Genomic DNA, 6,240 nt, shown 5'->3' on the forward strand with positions numbered 1-6,240 from the left:
TTAATAAAATATTTTTCATAATTATTTTCCAAATCATTAATTATATTTGCTAAATTATTTTTTTCCAATAAATCCCAGAATCTTCTCCTACTTCTCGATTGAATCCTACATCTAATAATAGATTTAGCTTAGTACTAGAGAGTGCTTCGAGTAATGAGGGATTTGTTCCCCCTACTTCATGACCATGTATATAAGCAAACGCATTTTCTCGAATATACTTTAATAAAACTTGGTTATAGACTGTTCCTACAAACTTTATGCGTGTGTCTTTTTCAAATCCTGTTGTGCGTTTTAAATTCTCATAAAATTTATTTTTTTCTACATTAGTAACTAACACAAGATTTTTATTAGTAGATGATTTCATAAATTCACGTATCATTACCTCATAATTATTTTCTGGGACAAATCGTCCTACTATTAAAAAGTAATTTTTTTCTTTTATCCCCTTTTCTTCAAACCAGTTTCTCACAACACTATCGTTTTCTTTTAAATTTGAAGGCTCTAAATCAGTCCCATAAGCTATATATGTTGTTTTTGGTTTGTATTTGCTATACTGTTTATGAATATATTTCTCAATATTTTGACTATCACATATCAATAGATCTGCATGCTTAACCATAAGCCTTTCTGAAATCTTCCAATATTTTCTTACAGGGTAACTCCATTTTGCTCTTAACCACTCGTGTCCATCAGGGTTAACAAAAAGTTTACCATTAATCTTATCTATCCTTTTTTTAGATGTCCGATAAACGGTCCGATACGACAAGCCAAAACATAAAAAATAGGAACTATATCTCTATTTTTTTCTGCCTTTTCAATAGATGTTTCTAAAGCTTTTAAATCATAATAAATAGCTCTTGCTGGACCAATGTTTGGCACATCTATGTTAAAACATTCAGCTCCATTATAAATAAATTCTTTTTCTTTAATATCCGATTTTAAAGAGTTTTCAGTCATACAAGCAATATGGTACTGAATCGTTTTGTTAGTTTGTCTTTTAGTAAGGTTTTCTACAAATGATTCAAACCCACCATATTTTGCAGGAATCCCCTTTGATCCTATTATATATACATGTTTAATCTTTGTTTTTTCCAACTTTTTTTCCCCTTACTAATATGCCCCATTCGGTTTTATAACAACCCAAATTGTCTTGATAATTAGTTTAAAATCATTCAATAGGCTTTGATTAGTTATATATTCTAAATCTAAATCAACCATTGCATGAAAACTAACATCATTTCTACCACTAACTTGCCACAAACCTGAACATCCAGGTTTTACATACAAGCGTTGAAGATCATATCTCGTGTACTCAGCTACTTCCCTTTCCAAAGGTGGACGTGGGCCAATTAGACTCATATCTCCTTTTAAAACATTCCATAGCTGTGGTAATTCATCAATACTTTTAGCACGGATAAATTTACCTATTTTGGTAACACGTGGATCTTCTTTCATCTTGAACATTGCGCCTTCTATTTCATTTTGATCCAGTAACTCTTCCAATTTTTCTTCAGCATCTAAACACATCGAACGGAATTTATGCATTTTGAATGTTTTTCCATTTTTACCAACACGTGTATGGCTAAAAAATATCGGACTTCCTGGCTCTTCTTTTCTGATTCGATAAGCTACATAAAACATCAAAGGAGAAGCTAAAATCAAACCAATAATGCTTCCTACAATATCAATCATTCTTTTAAAAAATAAATAGATATATCGTTTTTCTACTTTTTCTTTATCCAACCAAACTTGATTAGGATGTACTTCACTAATACGAGATAACAAATCTTCACTTTCCATACTTTCAGTCCCTTTCACTATCTTCACTCTCTCCTCATTTCCTTTTTATCTACGAATAAAGAACTAAAATAAACCAAACTTCTTCTTTTTTACCTCTTCATAGATTGGATAACTGATTTCATCCCCGTTGATCAGATCCTTTGCGACTTGTTTCATCTGTACTACTTTTTCCTTACCAAAGTCCTTGGCAATCTGTTCATAGCACTCTTTTAAGTAAAAGGTGCGCTTAGAGACCCCATGGGCATCAGAAGCAGCCATCTGCACGAGATTATGTTTGACCATCGTTTTGGCTGTTTTCTGGATATCTTTGCCAAATACACCAACATAACTTGGCGCAGTAAGTTGGGCCAAGCATCCCATATCTAGGAACGGAAGCAAATGATTCGGGTCTTTACGAAAATGCGCGTTACGTTCTGGATGGACGATCACTGGTGTCTTTCCTAGTTCTAACAACTCAAAAAAAAGCCGTTCTGCATATAATGGCACTTCCAGTGTCGGAAATTCGATCAGAAGATATGTATCATCTAAATCTGTAAATAAAATTTCATCTCGGTGGATGTCTTCGATGAGCGTTCCGGTAATACGTACTTCTTGTCCTTCCAATAACGTCAAAGGCAACTGTCTTTTCTCTAATTCGGCTTGTAACGAAGCGACTAGAGAAATGACTTGTGATTTTTCATTGCTGTATTTTCCATTATTGTGGTGTGGTGTGCATAAAATGTGCGTGATGCCTTGCTGAATCGCTTTTTCAGCCATTGCAATACTTGCTTCTAAGTTTTCTGCCCCGTCATCGATTCCTGGTAGGATATGGCAATGTAGATCGATCATTTCTCTTGTCTCCTCTCTTCTTATTCCTTAATTTCCGTAGTAATAACCAGCATCTTTGCTATGTTCTGCTCCGTTGTATACGACACCTAAGACTCGTGCTTGTACCATCTCTAGCAGTTCTTTTGCTTTAGTCAAGGATTCTTTACGTGACGTATTTTCACGTACAACCAATAAAGTGCCATCTGTTTTTGAAGACATGATCTGTGCATCTGTTACGGCTACTACTGGTGGCATATCGAATATCACCACGTCAAATAACTGTCTTGCTTCGGCTAGGATCTGATCCATTCTTGGCGAGCTTAACAATTCTGATGGGTTGGGTGGCTTAGGTCCACTAGGCAAAATCGACAAGTTCTCGACTGGCGTTCGTTGGATCACATCTGCTACACTTCCTGATGAACTAAGTGCTGTACTTAATCCACTTGCATTGTTTAGCTGGAATGTCTTATAGACGACAGGTTTACGTAAATCTGCATCGACTAGTAGAACTCGTTGACCGGATTTAGCAAAAACGACTGCAATGTTTGCTGCAGTGGTGGATTTTCCTTCTCCAGGACCTGATGAAGTCACAACAATCGTTTTGATTTGCTGACCAGCTGCGGAGGCAAACTGGATATTCGTCCGGATCGTACGATATTGTTCGGCGATTGGTGAAGATGGGTTTGTTAATGTGATCAAACTAACTGCATGAGTTTGTGTTGCTTTTTGTTTCTGTGTTCGTGCCATTTTTCTTCCTCCTAGACTCTTGAGCGGCTTCTGCGTGATGGGGCTGTTTTATCATTTGTAGCTTTTGGTCGTGCAGGAGCTGATCCTTTTTTACGGATACCTGCGTTCAATTCTTTCGCTGACATTTCTGAAACTGTTCCTAAGATTGGGAATCCTAATGTATCCGTCACATATTTTTCATCTTTCACTGTCCGATCAAGTAATTCGAATAAGAATGCCAAACCTACGCCTACCATCATTCCTAATACTAAGCCAATCACTAGATTCAATTTATTATTTGGCGAAACAGGTGTCGTATTGGCAACTGCACCTGAAATAATCGAGATTTTATCGACATTCATCACGTCTTTGGCGTTTTCTTGAAAAACTTGTGAAGTTGTATTAGCGATCTGTTGAGCAGTCACTGCATTCGTGCTTATTGCCTGGATCGAGAACATTTGTGAATTTTGTGACTGATTGACTGAGATAGCATCTTTGATTTGTTCAGCCGTCATTTTCACATTGTCTTCTGTTTCTAAACGATCTTTGACTTCATTGAGCACTAAATCACTGACGATCATATCTTTATACGTATTGATCATTTGCAAGTTCGTATTGACATCATTGACATTTGCAGTGTCTGATTGTGGCAGTGTCACGATCAATTGTGCTTGTGAACTGTATTTTGGTGTCAAGATGAAAAATGTTACGATTCCTGAGATGGCCAAGCCAGCAAACATTGAGATGATGATTGTTACCAAGTGTTTGCGTAATGTTTCAAAAATTTCTTTCAAGCTGATTGTCTCTTCCATTTTTTCTCCACTTTCCTATTTATTCTCTAGATTCATTTGATCTTTTAATTCTTTTTTCACACGATCAAGTTCTTGATCGCTGACTTTTTGATAGGAGATATTATCTTGCATGAAGCCTTCTCCTTGCAGCTGATCTTGCTTGATCGTACCAAATGCCTCCCGATAATCTAAAGCGATTTTTTTCATTTCATCAAAGCTCATGTCTGTTTTCATATTCGACTCTAGAGCATTCAAAACGGATTGATAGTTGCTGACACCATTTAGACTCAATACTTTTTTTGCTACGCCTTCTACGATCTTTCTTTGGCGCCCTTGTCTACCGTAATCACCATTTGGGTCTTCATAACGCATACGAGAATAAGATAATGCCTGATCCCCGTTCAATGTAATTTTACCGATTGGAAAGTCATAGCCATCTTGTGAGAAAGTGAGGTCATTATTGACTTCGATACCACCAACTGCATCAACGAGTTCCTTTAGCCCTTTCATATTGATAGAGACATAGTGATCAATTGGGATATCTACATATTTTTGTACGGTATCCATCGCCATGGCAGCTCCGCCGAATGCGTAAGCGTGGTTGATCTTGTCTTTTGTGTCACGACCTACGATGTCGACATACGTATCTCGAGGAATGCTGACAATCGTTGTCTGTTTGTCTTCAGGACTGACTGTGGCCACCATTATCGTATCTGATCTTCCTTGATCGACCCGACCTAGGTCTCCAGTATCGATCCCCATCAATAGAACAGAGAAAGATTCTTGTTTGTCCAGATCAACTGGTTTCGTTCGTTCTCCTTGGGTTCGTTCCACTGATTCGTAAGTTTTCTCAATAGAATGTGAGAGATCCAGATATAATTTTGCTCCTACTCCTACAATTGCTAATACTAATACGATAAGAACTGCTAAAATAATCAGAAATATTTTTTTCCCTCTTGATTTTCTTCTTCGTCTTGCCATAGTTTCCTCCGTTTGCTAGCTTTGCTTTAATTGTTACTAACTTATATTGCTATAGCCCATTTGCTGAGCAACAGTTTGTGCTTTTGTTGCGTATGCTGTGCTTATTTTTTCATTCCGGATCTGCTCTATTTGACTGAGCGCCGTCAAATATTGATCGTAAGTAGCGGTGGCAGTCACTTGACCATCCTTCAACATCGTATCGAATAACTGATCTAGTTGCGTGACTTGCGCGATCTGGGTATCAGCGAATCCTAGATATTGCATAACAACCGTTTTCCAAGGACTATCTTTAAAAAAGCTCATATTTTCACGTACACGAGCGACATCTGCACTTGTCACCTTTTCTTTGATGATGACATCGTCTACAGCTTGCTGCCAGTTTGATATATTTTTAGTAAATAAATCGTTGACAGCTGTCTGGATCTTCAGTTTTGATTCTGCACTATCTAACTGTATCACGATTGCTTTCTTCTCATCTTGGATTGCAACTGCTTCTTTAGGCAATTCTGATTCTTTGATGTCGTAATCATCTGCTGAAAGTTTGACAGAGGATAGCTTATTTGACAAACTTGTGATTGTTTCTTCTGTTATTTCAGGGTTTAGAAAATTTTTTTCTTTTGTACTATACAGCTTGTCTACTTCTTTTGATAAAGAAGTCAAGGTGTCTTTTTGATTGGTGATGGCAGATTCTGCATAATTGATCCGTTGCTGATGTTGCCGCTGATTATTGATATGGTAACCAAACAAACAGATCGCAATAGCACCTGCACCTACCGCCACAGCAGTCAATGACTTGACGAATGGCTTTTCCATAGATTCACTCCTAAGTATTGATGATAGATAAATTAAGATATAATTCACTTACATAAAAATGACAGCTTTTTATTTTAAAAAACATAATTAAACTAATATATTCACAGAAATATTTGTAAACAAGTTTTCCCTATATAATCATACCACAAACTGTTCTCTTAACTAGGGCAATTTACGATTTAAAAGTAAATAAAACATTAATAAGATAACAATTAATCGATTTCATTTTTATTTCCTTAATTTTCATAGGTGTTTTTAAAAGTTACACAAAAAATAAAATAACAAAAAAATTAACATTGAATTAATAATAGTTATTTATATT

General features: G+C 36.3%; 6 protein-coding genes and 1 pseudogene. All 7 read right to left on the bottom strand.

Annotation, left to right across the window (positions count from 1 at the left end):
• Positions 1 to 1,095, bottom strand: a pseudogene (gene cps2T / locus RG571_RS11525) (beta 1-4 rhamnosyltransferase Cps2T); the annotation flags it as partial.
• A 15-nt stretch (positions 1,096 to 1,110) separates the two neighbouring features.
• A complete protein-coding gene (locus RG571_RS11530) occupies positions 1,111 to 1,800 on the bottom strand; it encodes a sugar transferase (RefSeq protein WP_025478625.1) in 690 nt (229 codons plus the stop codon).
• Between the two features lie 63 nt (positions 1,801 to 1,863).
• On the bottom strand, positions 1,864 to 2,628 hold the full coding sequence (locus tag RG571_RS11535) for a tyrosine-protein phosphatase (protein WP_002327775.1): 765 nt from the start codon (positions 2,626 to 2,628) through the stop codon (positions 1,864 to 1,866).
• A 27-nt stretch (positions 2,629 to 2,655) separates the two neighbouring features.
• The gene (locus tag RG571_RS11540; RefSeq protein WP_010727517.1) at positions 2,656 to 3,354 is read right to left on the bottom strand and encodes a CpsD/CapB family tyrosine-protein kinase; all 699 of its coding nucleotides are present in this window, start codon (positions 3,352 to 3,354) and stop codon (positions 2,656 to 2,658) included.
• A gap of 11 nt (positions 3,355 to 3,365) precedes the next feature.
• Complete coding sequence (locus RG571_RS11545; protein WP_195193814.1) at positions 3,366 to 4,145, bottom strand: YveK family protein; 780 nt, start codon at positions 4,143 to 4,145, stop codon at positions 3,366 to 3,368.
• Positions 4,146 to 4,160: 15 nt separating this feature from the next.
• Complete coding sequence (locus RG571_RS11550) at positions 4,161 to 5,105, bottom strand: LCP family protein (RefSeq protein WP_195193815.1); 945 nt, start codon at positions 5,103 to 5,105, stop codon at positions 4,161 to 4,163.
• A 36-nt stretch (positions 5,106 to 5,141) separates the two neighbouring features.
• On the bottom strand, positions 5,142 to 5,918 hold the full coding sequence (locus tag RG571_RS11555) for a hypothetical protein (RefSeq protein ID WP_258430677.1): 777 nt from the start codon (positions 5,916 to 5,918) through the stop codon (positions 5,142 to 5,144).
• Between the last annotated feature and the right edge of the window lie 322 nt (positions 5,919 to 6,240).

Origin of the sequence: Enterococcus sp. FR204 (assembly GCF_031143325.1) — a bacterium.
In the GTDB taxonomy this organism is placed as follows: Bacteria; Bacillota; Bacilli; order Lactobacillales; family Enterococcaceae; genus Enterococcus_B; species Enterococcus_B faecium.

What these genes read in the sequence shown, in the direction of transcription:
- RG571_RS11530 (WP_025478625.1), bottom strand. Translation starts at nt 1,800, where the DNA reads ATGGAAAGTGAAGATTTGTTATCTCGTATTAGTGAAGTACATCCTAAT.
- RG571_RS11540 (WP_010727517.1), bottom strand. Translation starts at nt 3,354, where the DNA reads ATGGCACGAACACAGAAACAAAAAGCAACACAAACTCATGCAGTTAGT.
- RG571_RS11550 (WP_195193815.1), bottom strand. Translation starts at nt 5,105, where the DNA reads ATGGCAAGACGAAGAAGAAAATCAAGAGGGAAAAAAATATTTCTGATT.
- RG571_RS11555 (WP_258430677.1), bottom strand. Translation starts at nt 5,918, where the DNA reads ATGGAAAAGCCATTCGTCAAGTCATTGACTGCTGTGGCGGTAGGTGCA.
- RG571_RS11535 (WP_002327775.1), bottom strand. Translation starts at nt 2,628, where the DNA reads ATGATCGATCTACATTGCCATATCCTACCAGGAATCGATGACGGGGCA.
- RG571_RS11545 (WP_195193814.1), bottom strand. Translation starts at nt 4,145, where the DNA reads ATGGAAGAGACAATCAGCTTGAAAGAAATTTTTGAAACATTACGCAAA.